Raw genomic sequence first — 17,813 nt, 5'->3', positions numbered from 1 at the left:
GTCTTAATGACAGAGAGCACAAATCACATTTTCCTGATCAGGCTCTGAAAAGGAGTTTTCTGCATGTACAACTCGCCAATGCCAACGGATGGCAAACCCGCGCCGCAAGGCGTTTCACTGGGTCAGGAAGTCACTGTGTTCGGCAAACCGGTGGAGCGTCACAGTAACGAACGTATCCGCCAACTGCTCAAGAGCTTCGGTCTGCGCACCAGCCTGATACGCTTGAAAGTGATCGACGCACTGCTCAGTGCCGCGCAGAACGACCACCCGCTGGGCGTCCGTGGGGTGCACAACCACCTGCTGGAACTGGACATACCGCTGTCTTTTCTCAGCGTGCGCGAAGTCTTGAAGCGTCTGTGCAGCGAGGGGGTAATTGTGCTCAAACCGGACAAAAGCTACAGCCTGCATCCGCAGGCTGCCGCCGTGCTCCAGCGTCTCGACTGACGCGGGCCCACCTCGCTCAGGGCTTGACCTTGCGCCGCATCACACCGTTGATTACCACCACCGCCACGGCCACACCGATCGCGATGTACTGGAACAGCGTTTCGCTGATGATCCCGGCATTCTGCAGATACGACAGCCCAAGCATGATCGCCAGCACCACCAGGGAAATCAGAATCGAGTATTTCAAACGTTGCGACTGGGTCATTGCGGGTTCCTGAACCTGTGAATGTGTGAGTCCTGCGGCGCGCTGCCCCCTCCCTGTTCGGGGAGCCAGCAGCGCGCGGGCCACATGGTACACCCAAGATGTTTCGCCGGGCGCGCCACGCAACTGACAAATCGGTAATCCGCGCCTCAGTCTACTGACAGCGCGGGCCGTTTAAGGTCCTGCCAAACCTGAAGCTTCAGGATTGACGGGACTTTTTTATGCCTTCAACACCCTCACGACGTTCTTTGCTCAAAAGCCTGGCCGCCGGCACAGTCCTGGCAGGTGCAGGCCTGTGGCGCCCAAGCACCTGGGCCGTGACCGCTGACACCCCCTCCTCGACCCTGACCGGTAGCCGCTTCGACCTGTGGATCGGCGAATCGCCGGTCAACTTCAGTGGCCGCCCACGCACCGCCATGACCATCAACGGCGGCATTCCGGGCCCCTTGCTGCGCTGGCGCGAGGGCGACACGGTGACGTTGCGCGTGCACAACCGGCTCAAACAGGACACCTCCATCCACTGGCATGGGATTATCCTGCCCGCCAACATGGACGGCGTGCCCGGCCTGAGTTTCCACGGCATCGCCCCCGATGGCCTGTACGAATACCAATTCACCCTGAAGCAGAACGGCACCTACTGGTACCACAGCCATTCCGGCCTGCAGGAACAGGCCGGCGTCTATGGCCCGTTGGTGATCGACGCTCGCGAACCCGAACCGTTCGCCTACGACCGGGACTACGTGGTGATGCTCAGTGACTGGAGCGACCAGGCCCCGGAACACCTGATGCACACCCTGAAAAAGAAGTCCGACTACTACAACCGGCACCAGCGCACGGTCGCCGACTTCATTGCCGATGTCAGCCGCGACGGCTGGGCGGCCACCGTAGCGGACCGCACCCTGTGGGCCGAGATGAACATGAGCCCCACCGACCTGGCAGACGTCAGCGGTGAGACCTACCACTACCTGATGAACGGCCAGACGCCACACACCAACTGGACCGCCCTGTTCCAGCCAGGGGAAAAGCTGCGCCTGCGGCTGATCAATGGCTCGGCCATGAGCTACTTCGACTTTCGCATTCCCGGCTTGCAGCTGACCGTGGTCGCTGCCGACGGCCAGTACGTGCAGCCGGTCACCGTCGACGAGTTGCGCATCGCCGTCGCCGAGACCTACGACGTCATCGTCCAGCCCACCAGCGCCCGCGCCTACACCCTGTTCGCCCAATCGATGGACCGCAGTGGCTATGCCCGCGGCACGCTCGCCACGAGCCTGGGGCTCAGCGCCGAGGTCCCAAAGCCTGACCCGCGCCCGTTGATCGGCATGGCCGACATGGGCATGGACCACGGCAGCATGGCGGGCATGGGCCATAGCCAGATGGCCGGCATGGATCACAGCAACATGCCCGGCATGAGCGCCCCACGGCAAAGCCATCCGGCGTCGGAAACCGACAATCCGCTGGTGGACATGCAGACCCAGCGTCCCAGCGCCAGGCTCGCCGACCCGGGCATTGGCCTGCGCGATAACGGCCGCCGGGTGTTGACCTACGCCGACCTTCGGAGCCGCTTCGCCGACCCCGACGGGCGCGAACCCTCGCGCACCCTCGAACTGCACCTGACCGGGCACATGGAACGCTTCGCGTGGTCATTCGACGGCATCAAGTTCAGCGACGCCCACCCCCTGCGCCTGACCTACGGCGAGCGCCTGCGCATCACCCTGGTCAACGACACGATGATGACCCACCCGATTCACCTGCACGGCCTGTGGAGTGATCTGGAGGACGAGCACGGGCGCTTTCAGGTGCGCAAGCACACCATCGACATGCCACCCGGCACCCGCCGCAGTTATCGGGTCACCGCCGACGCCCTGGGTCGCTGGGCCTTTCACTGCCACCTGCTGCTGCACATGGAAATGGGCATGTTCCGTGAAGTGCGCGTCGATGAACCGGGGAGCCCGACATGAACATTCGCCTGCTGCTGGCCGCACTTGGCGGTTTTTACCTGAGCCCGACCCAGTCGGCCGAAAGCATCGACCATTCGGCCATGGGCCACGGCACGATGCCGGCCATGGACCACAGCCAGATGCCTGCGCTGCAGAGCCGCACGCCAATCCCCGTGCCGAGCGACGCGGACCGCCGGGCAGCGTTCCCGGCAGTCAAGGGGCATGGGGTACACGACAAAGCGCTCAATGGCTTCTGGCTGATCGACCAACTGGAGTACCAGGATGCCACCGACGGCAGCGCCCTGGCCTGGGACATGAGTGGCTGGGTGGGCGGCGATATCGACCGTCTGTGGCTGCGCACCGAAGGTGAACGCACCAATGGCCACACCGAAAAAGCCGAAGTACAGGCATTGTGGGGGCATGCCATCGGTCCCTGGTGGGACCTGGTCGCCGGCCTGCGCCAGGACTTCGAGCCAGGCTCGCCGCAAACCTGGGCCGCATTCGGGGTGCAGGGCATGGCCCTGTATAACTTTGAAACACAAGCCACGTTCTTCGTCGGTGAAAAGGGGCAAAATGCCCTCCGCCTGGAAGGCGAGTACGACATTCTGCTGAGCAACCGGCTGATCCTGCAACCCAGCGCCGAGCTGAACCTGTACAGCCGCAACGACCCCGAACGGCGGATCGGCGCGGGGTTGGCCAACACCGAAGCCGGTCTGCGCCTGCGTTATGAAATCGTTCCCGAGTTCGCCCCGTACATTGGCGTGACCTGGAGCAGCACCTACGGCAACACCGCCGACTACACTGGCGAGGATGACGAACAGCGCAGCCAGACGCGCTTCGTCGCCGGCGTGCGGCTCTGGTTCTGAGCCCATCAACGCAACGATCGACAAAGAGACTTCCCATGCACACCACAGCACTTCGCCTGGCCGCCCTGGGCGCCCTGTTCATCAGCACCCAGGCCCTGGCAGCCGAACTGATCCCGATCGACGTCCACCGCGACGCCAACTGCGGTTGCTGCAAAGCCTGGATCAGCCACCTGCAGGACAACGGCTTCAAAGTCACCGACCACGTCGAAACCAACATGAGCGAGGTCAAGCAGCGCCTGGGTGTGGCACCGCGCCTGGCGTCCTGCCATACCGCGCTGATCAACGGCAAATTTGTCGAAGGCCACGTCCCGGCCGAACAGGTGCTGGCCCTGGCCAAGCGTGACGACTTGTTGGGCATGGCCGTACCGGGCATGGTCACCGGCTCGCCGGGCATGGAAATGGGCGATACCGTCGACCCGTACCAAGTAATCGGCGTGTCTAAAGATGGCAGTCAAACAGTGATCGCCGACTACCCGGCCAAGTAGTGCTGCTGGCGTACCTCGGGCTGTTTGCGGCGGCATTCGGCGCCGCCACCCTATTGCCCCTGCAGTCCGAGGCGGTGTTGGTGGGCCTGTTGCTCAACGGCCAGCACTGGCTGTGGCTGCTGCTGGCCGTCGCGACCCTGGGCAACGTCCTCGGGTCGCTGGTCAACTGGTGGCTGGGGCGCGGCGTCGAACGTTTCAAGGACCGCCGCTGGTTCCCGGTCAGCCCGGCCAACCTGGAAAGGGCCCGCCGGCATTATCAGCGCTATGGCCACTGGTCGCTGCTGCTGAGCTGGTTGCCGGTGATCGGCGATCCATTGACCCTGGTGGCCGGCGTCATGCGCGAGCCACTGGGGCGTTTCCTGTTGATCGTGACCCTGGCCAAAGGCGCCCGGTACGCTGTGCTCGCCCTGGCCACGCTTGGCTGGCAGGGCTGACCTTTTCCCCCGGACACAACCAACCCTGTGGAAGCCGGCCTGCCGGCGATGGCCTTCAACGATGACATGTGCATCACAAGCCAACACCCTCCCTGTCGCGCACTTATTTGGTGCGCTTACCTGCCTCCCCTCGCGCCACAGACTTACACCTCCTGCCTCTTTTTGTTCGCCCATTGCTGAAAACCTGCCCTTCGTCGGTGCAATTGTCACAATTTTTCGGTTGTCTTCTCCTGATCCAAACCGATTGTCGAACAATCCGAAAACCGGCCTACCCCGCTCTAGGTTCTGGCCTAGACTGGGTTTCGCAGGGTCAGACCGTCGGGTCATAAAACGGCGAAAAACTCGAAACTTTCCGCTATAGCGACAGGTCAGGTGATTAGAGGGGTCACGGCCGCTGGTGCAATCCTTGCAATGTTCACAACAGCCTTGGAGCTCCAACGCATCGGGTCGCGCTTGCGCCACGACGCGTGGCGCGCTTGCGCCTGGCCACAGGAACCGGCCGCTTGATGTACGGGTGAGATGCCTGAAACAGATCAATAAAACGGGAGAAACACATGAACAGTGCCGCTTTAGAAATCCAGGGAGAGCGTACTCAGCAGGCCATCGGCGAGTCGACGTCGATGTCGATCCTGGCCCCCGGTGCAAAGACGGTACTGCCCACTCCACGTCAGAATCCGAACAAAAAGAAAGTCCTGTTCGTGACGTCGGAAATCGCCGACCTGGTCAAGACCGGCGGCCTGGGTGACGTCTCTGCTGCACTGCCTCGGGCCATGGCCCACCTGCACGACGTCCGCGTGCTGATTCCCGGTTACCCGCAAGTGATGCACAGCGACAACCCGATCCACATCATTGGCGAACTGGGCGGTCATGCCGCGCTGCCGCCGTGCAAGATCGGACGCATGGACATGCCCGACGGGTTGGTGATCTACGTCTTGATCTGCCCCGAACTGTACGAGCGCGAAGGGTCGCCCTACGGCGCCAATAACGGTCGAGACTGGCCCGACAACCATATCCGCTTTGCCCGCCTGGGCCTGGCCGCCGCCGACATCGCCGCCAACCTGGCGCAAATCCACTGGTGCCCGGATCTGGTGCACGCCCATGACTGGCCCGCGGGCCTGGCCCCGGCCTACATGCACTGGCGTGGGCAGCGCACCCCAACCCTGTTCACCATCCACAACCTGGCCTACCAGGGGGTGGTCAGCCTGGCCTCGTGCCCGGAGCTGGGCATTCCCGAACACGCCCTGCAGCAAGAAGGCATGGAGTTCTACGGCAAACTGTCCTTTCTCAAGGCCGGCATGGCCTACTCCAGCCACATCACCACGGTCAGCGCGACCTACGCCCAGGAAATCACCACCCCGGCCTTCGGCTGCGGCCTCGACGGTTTCCTGGCCAGCAAGACCCAACAGGGCCTGCTCAGTGGCATCCCCAACGGCATCGATGAAAGCTGGGACGCGGCCACCGACCCGCACCTGGCCTGCCCCTTCACCATCGGCGACTGGGACGGCAAGGCCGCCAATGCCGCCCAGGTGCGCGAACTGTTCGGCCTGCAGGACAGCGAGGGGCCGCTGTTTGCCGTGGTCTCGCGCCTGGTCTACCAGAAAGGCCTGGACCTGACCGAAGGGGTGGCCGAGTACATCGTCAAATCCGGCGGGCAGATCGCAATCATCGGCCGCGGCGAACCGGAGGAAGAACAAGCCATGCGCAACCTGGCCCTGCGCTTCCCCGGGCAGATCGGCGTGCGCATCGGCTTCAATGAAACCGACGCGCGGCGCATGTTCGCCGGCAGTGACTTCCTGCTGATGCCCTCGCGCTACGAGCCCTGCGGCCTGAGCCAGATGTACGCCCAGCGGTTTGGCTCCCTGCCGGTGGCACGTAATACCGGCGGGCTGGCCGACACCATCGAAAATGGCGTCACCGGCTTTCTGTTCGACGAGTCCACTGTGGCCAGCTACGAAGAGGCACTGAGCCGGGCCTTCAAGGTCTTTGCCTTCCCTGCCCTGCTCAATGCCATGCGCTGCCGGGCCATGGCGGCACCGTTCAACTGGTGCAAGGCCGTCGAACCCTACGCTGAACTCTACGAACAACTGGTGGCCAAGGCGCTGGGGAAATCGGTCAAGTTATAAGAGGGAACTGTGCATGCCGTTACGGACTATGGAAACCTGGCCCCACGGCGCTGTCATGCTGGATGCGCAACACACTCGGTTTGCGCTGTGGGCACCCGATGCATTTTATGTGAGTGTCGAGTTGGACGAGGGGCCGTCGCTGCCCATGCTGCCCCAGGCCGACGGCTGGTTTGTCCTCAAGACCCGCTGTCCGGCCGGAACCCGCTATCGCTTCAACATCGATGGCGAACACGACGTCCCCGACCCCGCCTCGCGTGCCCAGGTGGCGGGGCCTGAGTCGGCCAGCGTGGTGGTCGACCCGCTCGCCTACCGCTGGCAACACCTCTCCTGGCAGGGCCGGCCCTGGCACGAAGCGGTGATCTACGAGTTGCACGTCGGCCTGCTCGGCGGGTTCGCGCAGGTCCAGCACCAGTTGCCGCGCCTGGTAGAGCTGGGCGTCACCGCCATTGAACTGATGCCCCTGGCGCAGTTTCCCGGCGAGCGCAACTGGGGGTATGACGGCGTGCTGCCCTATGCCCCGCAATCGTCCTACGGTTCGCCCGAAGACCTCAAACAACTGATCGACTGCGCCCACGGCCTGGGCCTGGCGGTGATCATCGACGTGGTCTACAACCATTTCGGGCCGGACGGCAATTACCTGCACCACTACGCCAAGCGCTTCTTTCGCGAAGACCGGCACACGCCCTGGGGCGCCGCCATCGACTTCCGGCGCCGCGAGGTGCGCGACTTTTTCATCGACAACGCCCTGATGTGGTTGCTCGAGTACCGCTTCGACGGCCTGCGCCTGGACGCCGTGCACGCCATCGACGACCCGGACTTTCTCCAGGAGCTGGCAAAGCGGGTCCACCAACAGGTCGATCCGGCGCGACATGTGTGGCTCACCGTGGAAAACGAGCACAACCAGGCCAGCCTGCTGGAGCAGCGGTTCGACGCCCAATGGAACGACGACGGGCACAACGCCCTGCACGTCCTGTTGACCGGGGAAACAGATGCCTACTACGCCGACTTCGCCCACAACCCCACCGAGCAACTGGCCCGCTGCCTGAGCCAGGGGTTTGTCTACCAGGGCCACACCAACCGCCATGGCGAGACCCGCGGTGAGCCCAGCGGCCACCTGCCCCCCAGCGCGTTTGTGCTGTTCCTGCAGAACCATGACCAGATCGGCAATCGCGCCTTTGGCGAACGCCTGCACCAGTTGTGCCCGCCCCAGGCCCTGCACGCCGCCACGGTGCTGTTGCTACTGTCGCCCATGATTCCCCTGCTGTTCATGGGCGACGAAGTGGCCGCCGATCAGCCCTTCCTGTTCTTCACCAGTCATCACGGCGACCTCGCACCGTTGGTACGCGAGGGCCGGCGCAATGAGTTCGCCTCCTTCAAAGCCTTTGCCGACCCCCATAGCCGCGAACGCATTCCCGACCCCAATGCCCCACAGACCTTCGAAGACTCGCGGCCCAACCTCACGCCCGGGGATTACGGCATTCGCCACAGCACCCAGGCGCTCTACCGGCAACTGCTGCTGATTCGCCACCGCGAAATCATCCCACGCCTGCCCGGCGCCCACGCGCTGGGTGTTTCGGTGCTCGGCGAGGGGGCGATCAGCGCGCGCTGGCAACTGGGGGACGGCAGCGTGCTGCACATTGAGTTGAACCTCAGCGCCAAGGCTGTTGCCCATATACCGCAAGCCCAGGCCCAACTGCTGTTCGCGTGCCCGCCACAGGCGAGCACCCGCTTACAGCAAGGCACCCTGGCTCCCTATTGCGCGCTGGTCAGCCTGACGGCAGCGGCATCCATGCTACCCCCCGCAGGAGAGCGCCAATGAGCGATGCGCAACTGGAAATTCTCGCCAGCCGGGCCGGCCTGGCCGTGGACTGGATCGACGCCAATGGGCGCGCACAAAAAGTGGCTCCGGCAGTTCTGCGCGCCGTCCTCAACGGTCTCGGCCACCCGGCCGGCAGTGCCCAGGAAATCGACGCCAGCCTGTTGCAGGTACAGCAGAGCCAGGCGCGCAGCCAGTTGCCACCGCTGTTGACCGTGGATGTCGGGGCCCGGCTTGACCTGGCGCGTTACTTCGAACCGCACAGCCCCTGCGAGATTCATCTGGAGGACGGCGCCATCCTCAACCTGAAACTCGACGGCGAGGCGCAGTTGCCGGGGCTGATCCCGGTGGGTTACCAGGAAGTCAGCATCGCTGGCCGCTACTTCACCCTGGCCGTGGCGCCCCTGCACTGTCACAGCGTCGCCTCGGCCGTGGACAGCGACACCCCGCGAGCGTGGGGCCTGAGCGTGCAGTTGTACGCCTTGCGCCGCCCCGGCGACGGCGGTATTGGTGACACCCAGGCCCTCGAAGAGCTGGCCCGGGTTGCCGGTGAACGCGGCGCTGAAGCGCTGGCTATCAGCCCGATGCACGCGATGTTCAGCTGCGACACCCAGCGCTTCAGCCCCTACTCACCGTCCAGTCGGCTGTTCCTCAACAGCCTGTATGCCGCGCCCGGCGAGATCCTTGGCGAACGCGCCCTGCGCATGGCCATCGAGGCCACCGAGCTGGCCGACGAGCTCGCCCAGCTGGAAAGCCAGCCCCTGGTGGACTGGCCCGCGGCAGCCCAGGCCAAGCAGAAACTCTACCAGGCCCTGTACGAAGGCTTTGCCCGCGGTGATCATCCGTTGCACGCCGACTTCAGCAGCTTCCGCCACAGCGGTGGCGAAGCCCTGGAAAACCACTGCCGTTTCGAAGCCCTGCAAGAGGTCTGCGCCGCCCGTGGCGAAAGCCTGGACTGGCGCCATTGGCCCGAGCCCTGGCGCAACCCGCGCAGCCCGGAACTGGCGGCCTTCGCCGAACAGCATGCCGGACGCATCGGCTTCTACGCGTTTTGCCAATGGCTGATCGCGCGCTGCCTGCAGCGTGCGCAAAACGTCGCCCGCAGCAGCGGCATGGGCATCGGCCTGATTGCCGACCTCGCGGTCGGGGCGGACGGCGGTGGCAGTCAAGCCTGGAGTCGCCAGGACGAACTGTTGGCCTCGCTCACCGTTGGCGCGCCACCGGACATTCTCAACCGCGCCGGCCAGGGCTGGGGGATCTCCGCGTTTTCACCTGAAGGCCTGGTACGCAATGGCTTTCGCGCCTTCATCGAAATGCTGCGGGCCAACTTTGCCCACGCCGGCGGCTTGCGTATCGACCATGTGATGGGCCTGCAACGACTGTGGGTCATCCCCCTCGGCGCGCCGCCCTGTGACGGTGCCTACTTGTATTACCCGGTGGACGACCTGCTGCGCCTGCTGACGCTGGAGTCGCACCGGCACCAGGCGATCGTCCTCGGCGAAGACCTCGGCACCGTGCCCGATGGCCTGCGGGAAAAACTCATCGCCCGCTCGATCCTCGGCATGCGCGTGCTGCTGTTCGAACAGGATCACAGCACGCGCTTCCGGCCGATTCTCGACTGGCCCGACAACGCCCTGGCCACCACCAGCACCCACGACCTGCCTACGCTCAACGGCTGGTGGCATGGCCGTGACATCGAATGGAACGCCCGTCTCGGGCTGGTGACCGGCGACGACGAAACCCACTGGCGCGCCCACCGCCAGCGCGAGCGTGACAGCCTGCGCAGCGCGCTGAGCCAGGACCCGCAGAACTTTCGTGAAGAGCAGCACGAGACTGACCAAGTGCTCGATGCCAGCGTGCGTTTTCTCGGGCATACCCGGGCGCCGCTGGTGTTGCTACCGCTGGAAGACGCCCTGGGCCTGGACGAACAGCCCAATCTGCCGGGCACCGTCGACACCCACCCCAACTGGCGGCGACGCTTGCCCGCCGACAGCAAGCAACTGCTGGACGATGCCGACGCCGCGCGGCGCCTGGAAATGCTCGCCTGCGCACGCCTGCAAGCCAGCGAGCGTGATCGATGAGTAGTCTGCGGGCCACCGTCAGGCTGCAGTTTCATCACGGTTTTACCCTGGATGACGCGGTGCCGCTGGTGCCCTATTTCGCCCGGCTCGGCATCAGCCACCTGTATGCCTCGCCGCTGCTCAAGGCCCGCAGCGGCTCGATGCACGGCTACGATGTGGTCGACCCTGGCCAGGTCAATCCGCAACTGGGGGGTGAAGCGGCGCTGCGGCGCCTGGTCAAGACCCTGCGGGCCCACGACATGGGCCTGATTCTCGACGTCGTGTCCAATCACATGGCCGTCGGTGGCGCCGACAATCCCTGGTGGCAGGACCTGCTGGAGTGGGGACGACTCAGCCCCTATGGCGAGTTCTTCGATATCCAGTGGCACTCGCCCGACCCGCTGCTCGAAGGCCAGTTGCTCCTGCCGTTCCTGGGCAGCGACTATGGCAGCGCCTTGCAGGACGGTAGCCTGGCGCTGCGCTTTGACTCGGCGCAGGGGCGGTTTTATGCCGAGCACTACGAACACCACTTCCCGATCTGTCCAATGGACTATGCAACGCTGCTGATGCCCGACGAGCGTCTGAGCGTCGAACACAGCGGCGCACTGAAAACCCTCGCCGAGGGTTTTACCCACCTGCGTCACCAGACCGCCGCCCATTCGCTGGCCGGCCCCTTGCAACAGGCCTTGGCGCAGTTGGCCAGGGAGCCCGCGCTGGCCAGCTGCATCGAACACAACCTGGCGCTGCATGACGCTCGCCAGCCCGAAGGTTTCACCCGCCTGCACCACCTGCTGGAGCGCCAGAGTTATCGCCTGGCCAGTTGGCGCACGGCGGCGGACGACATCAACTGGCGGCGCTTCTTCGACGTCAATGAACTGGGCGGCCTGCGGGTCGAGCGCCCTGCCGTGTTCGAAGCCACCCACGGCAAACTCTTCGAGTTGCTGGCCGACGGCCTGGTGGACGGCTTGCGCATCGACCACATCGACGGGCTCGCCGACCCACGGGGTTACTGCCGCAAACTGCGGCGCCGGGTCGACGCCCTGGTACCGTCACGGCACATCCCGATCTACGTGGAAAAGATTCTCGGCCCCGGGGAAACCCTGCGTCGCGACTGGGGGGTCGATGGCACCACCGGCTATGAGTTCATGAATCAACTGTCGTTGCTGCAGCACGACCCGCACGGCGCGTTAGCCCTGGGCGAGCTGTGGCAACGGCACAGCGAACGTCCACAGGCGTTCATCGAGGAAGCGCACCTGGCCCGCCAGCAGATACTCAACGGCTCGCTGGCCGGCGATTTTGAAAGCGTCGCCCAGGCCCTGTTGCAAGTGGCCCGCGATGACGTAATGACCCGCGACCTGACCCTCGGTGCCATTCGCCGGGCGCTGCAGGAACTGATCGTGCATTTCCCGGTGTACCGCACCTACATCAGCCCCCGCGGACGCTCCGCCGAGGACCAGGTGTTTTTCCAGCAGGCCATGGACGGTGCCCGCCAGACCCTGGGCGAAGCCGACTGGCCGGTGCTCGACAACATTGCCCTGTGGCTGGGCGGCCAGCCTTGGCGCGAGCGTCCGGTGGGGCGCCAACGCAAGCTGCTCAAGCACGCCTGCGTGCGGTTCCAGCAACTGACATCACCGGCGGCGGCCAAGGCCGTGGAGGACACCGCGCTCTATCGCTCGGGCGTGCTGCTGTCGCGCAACGATGTCGGGTTTGATACCGAGCAATTCAGTGCGCCCTTTTCCGATTTCCATGCCGCCTGCATCCAGCGTCTGGCAGCCTTCCCGAACAATCTGCTGACCAGCGCCACCCACGACCACAAGCGCGGTGAAGACAGCCGGGCGCGGTTGGCCGTACTCAGCGAACGCAGCGCCTGGTATGCGCAACAGGTCGACACCTGGCGCACCGAGGCCGCGGTTCTACGTGAAGACGCCCAGGCGCCGGCAGCCGGGGACGAACTGATTCTCTACCAGGCGCTGCTCGGCAGCTGGCCTCTGGGTTTGCGCTGCGACGACCTGCCGGCCCTGACCGATTACTGTGAGCGCCTGTGGCAGTGGCAACAAAAAGCCCTGCGCGAAGCCAAGCTGCACAGCAGTTGGAGTGCTGCCAACGACGCTTACGAACAGAGCGCCCGGCATTTTACCGAGCGCCTATTGCTCGCCCCCGAGGGGCTCGCGCTGCGCACCCGTATCGCCGACGCCGTAGCGGTGATTGCCAGCGGTGGCGGCCTGAATGGATTGGCGCAAACCTTTCTGCGCATGACAGTGCCGGGGGTCCCGGACCTGTACCAGGGCAACGAGTTCTGGGATTTCAGCCTCGTGGACCCGGACAACCGGCGGCCGGTGGATTTCCAGGCACGGATGCAGGCACTGGAGCACCAACCAGATCCGGCCCGGTTGCTCGACACCTGGCAGGACGGGCACATCAAGCAAGCCTTGATCGCCCGCACCCTGGCAGTACGCGCCGAGCATGCCGAACTGTTTCGCGCCGGGCGTTACCTGCCCTTGCCGGTGTCAGGCAGCCAGGCCCCACGTGTGCTGGCGTTTGCCCGCGAGCACCAGGGCCAGTGGGCGATTGTGCTGGTGCCGGTCCGGGTCGCCGCGCTGCTGGAAAGCAGTGCCACACCGTTGGTTCCTGCCCCTCAGTGGGGCGATACCCGGGTCACTCTACCGTTCACCCCTCGCGGGGGAAAACTGAAGGGACTTTTTTCCACGGTGCAAGTCACACATCACACAGAGTTGCTGATCAGCGCCGCGCTGGGGGATTTCCCGGTCAATCTGTTTATCCAGACTTGAGTTCAACTCAGGAGCATTGCGATGAGTACCGATGAAAAACGCGTTCGTGAATTTGCCTATCAGATCTGGGAGTCCGAGGGTCAACCCCAAGGACAGGAAGCGCGCCACTGGGAGATGGCCCGCAAACTGGCGGAAGCCGAAGCCCTGGCACCGGCCAAGCCGGTAAAAACGCCAAAAGCCAAGGCCCCGCCCGCAACGAAAACCAAGGCCAAGGCCGGCGCCGCCCAGGTCGTCACCCCGCCAGGGGAAAAAAGCGTCGCCGCGAAAAAGCCCCGCGCCCCGCGCAAACCGGCCAGTTGACCCACGACAGCGGCTACGACAACCGCATCGACCACCTCAGGTCGATGCCGGTCATGCGCTACAGGAGTTTTTATGACCTCACCCGACAACACCGCAAAACCAGCCCATGGCGCAGAAACCTCGCGGATTCGTGAAGGGCTGCCCTTCCCGCTGGGCGCGACCTGGGATGGTCTGGGGGTCAACTTCGCGATCTTCTCGGCGAACGCGACCAAGGTCGAACTGTGCATCTTCGACGATGCCGGGAAAGTCGAACTCGAACGCATCGAACTGCCCGAGTACACCGACGAGATCTTTCACGGTTACCTGCCCGATGCCCATCCGGGGCTGATCTATGGCTATCGTGTGTATGGTCCTTACGACCCGCAGAACGGTCATCGTTTCAACCATCACAAACTGTTGATCGACCCCTACGCCAAGCAACTGGTCGGCGAGCTGAAATGGTCCGAAGCGCTGTTTGGCTACACCATCGGCCACCCGGACGCCGACCTCAGCTTCGACGAACGTGACAGTGCGCCATTCGTACCCAAGTGCAAGGTGATCGACCCGGCGCACACCTGGGGCCACGACCACCGAGTCAGTGTGCCCTGGGACAAAACGATCATTTATGAGACTCACGTGCGCGGCATCAGCATGCGCCACCCGGCGGTTCCGGAGGCGGTGCGCGGCACCTTCGCCGGGCTGATGGTCGATGACCTGCTGGAGCACATCCGCAAGCTGGGGGTGTCGTCGGTGGAACTGCTGCCGATCCATGCCTTCGTCAACGACCAGCACCTGCTGCACAAAGGCATGACCAACTACTGGGGCTACAACAGCATCGCCTTTTTTGCTCCCGACCCACGCTACCTGGCCAGCGGCAAGATCGCCGAGTTCAAGGAGATGGTCGCGCACCTGCACGAAGCCAATCTGGAGGTGATTCTCGACGTGGTCTACAACCACACCGCCGAAGGCAACGAACAGGGACCGACCCTGTCCATGCGCGGCATCGACAACGCCTCCTACTATCGCCTGATGCCGGACGACAAGCGTTTCTACATCAACGACTCAGGCACCGGCAACACCCTCGACCTGAGCCACCCTTGCGTGCTGCAGATGGTCACCGACTCCCTGCGTTACTGGGCCACGGAGATGCACGTCGACGGTTTCCGCTTCGACCTGGCAACCATCCTCGGGCGTTACCACGATGGTTTCGACGAGCGCCACAGCTTCCTCGTGGCCTGCCGCCAGGACCCGGTGCTGCGCCAGGTCAAGCTGATCGCCGAACCCTGGGACTGCGGCCCCGGGGGGTACCAGGTGGGTGGATTCCCGCCGGGATGGGTGGAATGGAACGATCGTTTTCGCGACACCGTGCGCGCGTTCTGGAAAGGTGACGACGGCCAGTTGGCCGACTTCGCCGGACGCCTGACCGCCTCCGGCGACATGTTCAACCAGCGCGGGCGCCGGCCCTACGCCTCGGTCAATTTCGTCACCGCCCACGACGGTTTCACCCTCAACGACCTGGTGTCCTACAACGACAAGCACAACGAAGCCAACGACGAAGACAACCAGGACGGCAGCAACAACAACCTGTCCTGGAACCATGGCGTCGAAGGCCCGAGCGACGATCCCGAGATCAACGAACTGCGCCAACGGCAGATGCGCAATTTCTTCGCCACCCTGCTGCTGGCCCAGGGCACACCGATGCTGGTGGCCGGTGACGAATTCGCCCGCACCCAACACGGCAACAACAACGCCTACTGCCAGGACAGCGAGATCGGCTGGGTCAACTGGGACCTGAGTGACGACGGCAAGGCCTTGCTCAAGTTCGTCAAACGCCTGATCAAACTGCGCCTGACCTACCCGATCCTGCGTCGCGGGCGTTTCCTGGTGGGCAGCTACAACGAAGACATCGGGGTCAAGGACGTGACCTGGCTGGCCCCGGATGGCAGCGAGATGACCACCGAACAGTGGGAAGACAGCCATGGCCGCTGCCTCGGGATGCTGCTCGACGGCCGCGCCCAGGAAACCGGCATCCGCCGCAAGGGCGCCGATGCGACCTTGCTGCTGGTGGTCAACGCCCACCACGACATCGTCAATTTCAGCCTGCCCGCGGTTCCGGACGGTGGCTTCTGGACCTGCATGATCGACACCAACCAGCCCTCGATCCGCGGCCAGGAGCGCTTCGAGTTCGAGCACTCATACTCAGTCACCGGCCGCTCGCTGCTGCTGTTCGAATTGCAGCACCACGACGAAGACTGAGGAGTTCCCCCAGGTGCACCACAAAAAAAACCTGGGGGACCACGCCGCGCACGCGACGAACCCTGAACCATGGGCAATACTCTGCCCGCTGCCCTTGAGGAACTGCCCCCAGGGTGTTCCGGGCGCATGGACGGAGCAAGACACTCAGCCTGTCGGTCAGGCATCGGGAGACGACCGACAGCTCACGCGTACAAGGACGTGTCAACATGAAAAGCACCTCGCTTCTGGACAGCAACCTGCCCGCGCAGATCTGGAATGGCGCCCGCCAATTGGACAACCTGCCGGTCATCAACACTCAGTCGCTCATCGCACCCGGCGCCCGCGCCGTGGTGATCGCCCCCCACCCCGGCGATGAAGTGGTGACCTGCGGCGGCCTGCTGCAATTGTTCGCCAACCTGGGGCATCCCCTGCAACTGATATCCGTCACCGACGGCAGCGCCAGCTACCCGGGTTCGCAACTGTGGCCGGAGAAACGCCTGAGCGTGTTTCGCCCCCAGGAAAGTGTCGAGGCCCTGCGCAGGCTGGGGCTGCCCATGCACAGCCTGAAGTGGATTCGTGGCGGTTTCACCGACGCCGCACTGGCCGAGCGCGAGACCCAGTTGGCGCACTTCATTGCCCGCTACCTGCGCCCCGAAGATGTGCTGTTCAGCACCTGGCGCGAAGACGGCGTCGTCGACCATGACACCGTCGGTCGCGCCAGTGCCAAGGCCGCCCAGATGGTCGGTGCCCGTCTGTGCGAACTGCCTTTCTGGGCCTGGCATTGGCCGGTGCGCGACCAAGGGCAGATCCCCTGGCATCGCGCGCGCAAGGTGCGCCTGGACAGCTGGACGACCGCTCGCAAGCGCCATGCCATCCACGCCTATGCCAGCCAACTGGATGGCGATCCGGAAATGGGCATCGCGCCGCTGTTGCCCAAGGTGGTCCTGGAACGCTTGCGCCAACCCTATGAGATTGTCTTTGTGTAAGGCCATTGCCCACAGATGTCGATGATCGGCGGCGATACTCTGAACTGCTGGCCGCCACATCAGTCGCATGGATATCCCGCCGCGACTTTCCAGGAGTGCACGTGAACCCCGAGCCAGAACGTCAACCCGGCCCCGTCCCGCCGCAGGACACCCTCCCGGCCGTGCATCGGCTCCGGGTGCTGACCGTCAACACCCACAAAGGTTTTACCGCCCTCAACCGGCGTTTCATCCTGCCCGAGTTGCGCGAGGCCGTGCGTAGTACGTCCGCCGACCTGGTGTTTCTCCAAGAGGTATTGGGTGAGCATGATCGCCACGCCTCGCGCCACAGCAACTGGCCATCGATGTCGCAGTATGAGTTCCTCGCCGACAGCATGTGGAGCGACTTCGCCTACGGACGCAATGCGGTCTACCCCGACGGCCACCACGGCAACGCCCTGCTGTCCAAGTACCCGATCCGCCATCACCGCAACCTGGACGTGTCGATCACCGGGCCCGAACGCCGTGGTTTGCTGCACTGTGTGCTGGATGTACCGGGCCACGCCGAGGTCCACGCCATCTGCGTACACCTGAGCCTGCTGGAAAGCCATCGCCAACTGCAACTGGCGCTGCTCTGCCAGTTGATCGAGTCACTGCCCGCAGACGCTCCGGTGATCATCGCCGGCGATTTCAATGACTGGCAGTTGCAGGGCAACGTCACCCTTGCTCAGCGCGATGACTTGCATGAGGCCTTCGAACGCCATCACGGGCGGCCGGCCAAGACCTATCCGGCACGTTTCCCGCTGCTGCGCCTGGACCGCGTGTACCTGCGCAACGCCAGCAGCCACGCCCCCAGAATCCTCGGCAATAAACCCTGGAGCCATCTTTCCGACCACTTGCCGCTGGCGGTCGAGGTGCATCTGTGATTCGTGCCAAAAGGGTAATGCAGAGCCGTTTCCGGATGATTTTCCGGTGAAACAACAGCTTAGAGACTCGTCAATTTTCAGGCATTTACGTGACCTAAATTAGCCATACCGCTCATCGTTCAATTTCTTGACGCAGGGCTCCGGGTCTTCTTAGCTAACCCTTACTACCCCCGGAAGTAACTCCTGGGGCAGGCCGAAAGCTCCCGTTCCTGCGGGCCGCCGGGGCTTGCCCCAACGAAATCGGTCGCCCCTCAT

14 protein-coding genes are annotated in these 17,813 nt (G+C 64.1%); 13 read left to right on the top strand and 1 reads right to left on the bottom strand.

Annotation, left to right across the window (positions count from 1 at the left end; all coding sequences use genetic code 11):
- The first annotated feature begins 63 nt into the window (after window positions 1-63).
- On the top strand, window positions 64-444 hold the full coding sequence (locus H7995_RS02505) for a fe2+ zn2+ uptake regulation protein (RefSeq protein WP_185817929.1): 381 nt from the start codon (window positions 64-66) through the stop codon (window positions 442-444).
- 16 nt (window positions 445-460) lie between these two features.
- Here the strand turns inward: H7995_RS02505 and H7995_RS02500 are convergent, their stop codons facing one another.
- Entirely contained in the window at window positions 461-649 is a 189-nt protein-coding gene (locus H7995_RS02500; RefSeq protein ID WP_166591668.1) for a hypothetical protein, read from the bottom strand.
- Between the two features lie 218 nt (window positions 650-867).
- Here H7995_RS02500 and H7995_RS02495 point away from each other — a divergent pair, with 218 nt between their 5' ends.
- The 12 genes from H7995_RS02495 to H7995_RS02440 all read left to right on the top strand — a co-directional run bounded on the left by H7995_RS02495 (window position 868) and on the right by H7995_RS02440 (window position 17,558).
- On the top strand, window positions 868-2,604 hold the full coding sequence (locus tag H7995_RS02495; RefSeq protein ID WP_185817928.1) for a copper resistance system multicopper oxidase: 1,737 nt from the start codon (window positions 868-870) through the stop codon (window positions 2,602-2,604).
- Entirely contained in the window at window positions 2,601-3,449 is an 849-nt protein-coding gene (locus tag H7995_RS02490; protein ID WP_166591670.1) for a copper resistance protein B, read from the top strand. Before H7995_RS02495 ends, H7995_RS02490 begins: the two co-directional genes overlap by 4 nt.
- A gap of 35 nt (window positions 3,450-3,484) precedes the next feature.
- Window positions 3,485-3,934 carry a DUF411 domain-containing protein gene (locus H7995_RS02485; protein WP_166591671.1) on the top strand — a complete coding sequence of 150 codons (450 nt, stop codon included), beginning with the start codon at window positions 3,485-3,487 and terminating at the stop codon, window positions 3,932-3,934.
- Window positions 3,934-4,368 carry a YqaA family protein gene (locus H7995_RS02480; RefSeq protein WP_166591672.1) on the top strand — a complete coding sequence of 145 codons (435 nt, stop codon included), beginning with the start codon at window positions 3,934-3,936 and terminating at the stop codon, window positions 4,366-4,368. The genes H7995_RS02485 and H7995_RS02480 overlap by 1 nt, the downstream gene beginning before the upstream one ends.
- 554 nt (window positions 4,369-4,922) lie before the next feature.
- Window positions 4,923-6,491, top strand: coding sequence for a glycogen synthase GlgA (glgA, locus tag H7995_RS02475; RefSeq protein WP_182340465.1), 1,569 nt, complete (start codon window positions 4,923-4,925; stop codon window positions 6,489-6,491).
- Between the two features lie 13 nt (window positions 6,492-6,504).
- Entirely contained in the window at window positions 6,505-8,310 is a 1,806-nt protein-coding gene (treZ, locus tag H7995_RS02470) for a malto-oligosyltrehalose trehalohydrolase (protein WP_185817927.1), read from the top strand.
- Window positions 8,307-10,388 (top strand): 4-alpha-glucanotransferase, encoded by a 2,082-nt coding sequence (malQ, locus tag H7995_RS02465; RefSeq protein WP_185817926.1) that lies wholly within the window; start codon window positions 8,307-8,309, stop codon window positions 10,386-10,388. Before treZ ends, malQ begins: the two co-directional genes overlap by 4 nt.
- The gene (locus tag H7995_RS02460) at window positions 10,385-13,156 is read left to right on the top strand and encodes a malto-oligosyltrehalose synthase (RefSeq protein ID WP_185817925.1); all 2,772 of its coding nucleotides are present in this window, start codon (window positions 10,385-10,387) and stop codon (window positions 13,154-13,156) included. The genes malQ and H7995_RS02460 overlap by 4 nt, the downstream gene beginning before the upstream one ends.
- A gap of 21 nt (window positions 13,157-13,177) precedes the next feature.
- Entirely contained in the window at window positions 13,178-13,456 is a 279-nt protein-coding gene (locus H7995_RS02455; protein WP_166591677.1) for a DUF2934 domain-containing protein, read from the top strand.
- Between the two features lie 72 nt (window positions 13,457-13,528).
- Complete coding sequence (gene glgX / locus H7995_RS02450; RefSeq protein WP_166591678.1) at window positions 13,529-15,691, top strand: glycogen debranching protein GlgX; 2,163 nt, start codon at window positions 13,529-13,531, stop codon at window positions 15,689-15,691.
- Window positions 15,692-15,897: 206 nt separating this feature from the next.
- On the top strand, window positions 15,898-16,656 hold the full coding sequence (locus H7995_RS02445; RefSeq protein ID WP_166591679.1) for a PIG-L deacetylase family protein: 759 nt from the start codon (window positions 15,898-15,900) through the stop codon (window positions 16,654-16,656).
- Window positions 16,657-16,757: 101 nt separating this feature from the next.
- Entirely contained in the window at window positions 16,758-17,558 is an 801-nt protein-coding gene (locus H7995_RS02440) for an endonuclease/exonuclease/phosphatase family protein (RefSeq protein ID WP_185817924.1), read from the top strand.
- The last annotated feature ends 255 nt before the right edge of the window (window positions 17,559-17,813 follow it).

This window comes from Pseudomonas kielensis (assembly GCF_014236655.1).
Classification (GTDB): Bacteria; Pseudomonadota; Gammaproteobacteria; order Pseudomonadales; family Pseudomonadaceae; genus Aquipseudomonas; species Aquipseudomonas kielensis.
The sequence above is the reverse complement of the archived record's forward strand: the minus strand, read 5'-3'. Positions and strand labels throughout refer to the sequence as shown.

Coding starts and splice junctions, on each gene's coding strand:
- H7995_RS02505 (WP_185817929.1), top strand. CDS start 64: ATGTACAACTCGCCAATGCCAACGGATGGCAAACCCGCGCCGCAAGGC.
- H7995_RS02500 (WP_166591668.1), bottom strand. CDS start 649: ATGACCCAGTCGCAACGTTTGAAATACTCGATTCTGATTTCCCTGGTG.
- H7995_RS02495 (WP_185817928.1), top strand. CDS start 868: ATGCCTTCAACACCCTCACGACGTTCTTTGCTCAAAAGCCTGGCCGCC.
- H7995_RS02490 (WP_166591670.1), top strand. CDS start 2,601: ATGAACATTCGCCTGCTGCTGGCCGCACTTGGCGGTTTTTACCTGAGC.
- H7995_RS02485 (WP_166591671.1), top strand. CDS start 3,485: ATGCACACCACAGCACTTCGCCTGGCCGCCCTGGGCGCCCTGTTCATC.
- glgA (WP_182340465.1), top strand. CDS start 4,923: ATGAACAGTGCCGCTTTAGAAATCCAGGGAGAGCGTACTCAGCAGGCC.
- treZ (WP_185817927.1), top strand. CDS start 6,505: ATGCCGTTACGGACTATGGAAACCTGGCCCCACGGCGCTGTCATGCTG.
- malQ (WP_185817926.1), top strand. CDS start 8,307: ATGAGCGATGCGCAACTGGAAATTCTCGCCAGCCGGGCCGGCCTGGCC.
- H7995_RS02460 (WP_185817925.1), top strand. CDS start 10,385: ATGAGTAGTCTGCGGGCCACCGTCAGGCTGCAGTTTCATCACGGTTTT.
- H7995_RS02455 (WP_166591677.1), top strand. CDS start 13,178: ATGAGTACCGATGAAAAACGCGTTCGTGAATTTGCCTATCAGATCTGG.
- glgX (WP_166591678.1), top strand. CDS start 13,529: ATGACCTCACCCGACAACACCGCAAAACCAGCCCATGGCGCAGAAACC.
- H7995_RS02445 (WP_166591679.1), top strand. CDS start 15,898: ATGAAAAGCACCTCGCTTCTGGACAGCAACCTGCCCGCGCAGATCTGG.